The organism is Actinophytocola xanthii (assembly GCF_001921205.1).
Lineage (GTDB): Bacteria > Actinomycetota > Actinomycetes > Mycobacteriales > Pseudonocardiaceae > Actinophytocola > Actinophytocola xanthii.
The window spans coordinates 1-1,068 of the sequence record NZ_MSIE01000177.1 but is presented as its reverse complement, the minus strand read 5'-3'; the positions used below and the strand labels follow the sequence as shown (position 1 = coordinate 1,068).

Genomic DNA, 1,068 nt, shown 5'->3' with positions numbered 1-1,068 from the left:
GGCCGGCCTGGTGCGGTCAAGGACAGCTATCTGGTGCGGATCAGGGACAGTGCGTCGCCGAGGGCGGTGGCGGATCGGACCGCGCGTGAGCTGACTGGGCGGCATGGGGGGAAGGTTCGTTCGGCGTGGCGCAGTGCGGTGAACGGGTTCTCGGTGCGGATGACGGCCGGGGAGGCGGCGCGGATGGCTGGTGATCCGCGGGTGGCGTCGGTGGAGCAGGACGCGAAGGTGTCGCTGTTGGGTGACCAGCTGAACCCGCCGTCGTGGGGTTTGGACCGGATCGATCAGCGGGATCTTCCGTTGTCGGCGAGCTACGGGTACTCGGCGACCGCGTCGAATGTGACGGTGTATGTGCTGGACACCGGTATCCGGGTGAGTCATGCCGCGTTCGGGGGTCGTGCGCGGTGGGGGATGAACGCGATCAGGGATGGTAGGGACACCGACTGTCAGGGGCATGGCACCCATGTCGCCGGCACGATCGGTGGTGGTCAGTACGGTGTGGTCAAGGATGTGCGGCTGGTCGCGGTGAAGGTGCTGGACTGTGCTGGGTCGGGTACGTACTCCCAGATCGTCGACGGGATCAACTGGGTGACGGCGAACGCGGTGAAGCCGGCCGTGGTGAACATGAGTCTGGGTGGTGCCGGGTCGAGTCCGGCGATGGAGACCGCGATCCGCAACTCGATCGCGTCGGGTGTGACCTATGTGGTGGCTTCGGGTAACTCCTCGGCGGACGCGTGTGGTTTCACCCCGGCTCGGGTGACCGAGGCGATCACGGTCAACGCCAGCGACCGTGCCGACGTGCAGGCGCCGTTCTCGAACTACGGCAGCTGCACCGATCTGTACGCGCCGGGCGTGGGCATCACCTCGGCCTGGAACACCGCCGACGCCGCGGTCTCGACGATCAGCGGTACCTCGATGGCCAGCCCGCACGTGGCCGGTGCCGCGGCGCTGTGGTTGACCACCCACCCCACGGCCACCCCGGCCCAGGTGCAGGCCGCCCTGCTCGCGGCCGCCACCCCGAACAAGGTCACCAGTGCCGGCGCCGGCTCACCCAACCGCCTGCTGTAC

General features: G+C 68.4%; 1 protein-coding gene. It reads left to right on the top strand.

Going from position 1 to position 1,068, the window contains the following annotated elements:
* Window positions 1-33 precede the first annotated feature (33 nt).
* Window positions 34-1,068: S8 family peptidase (locus BU204_RS38755; protein WP_332888621.1), on the top strand; the 1,035-nt coding region annotated here is incomplete at its 3' end.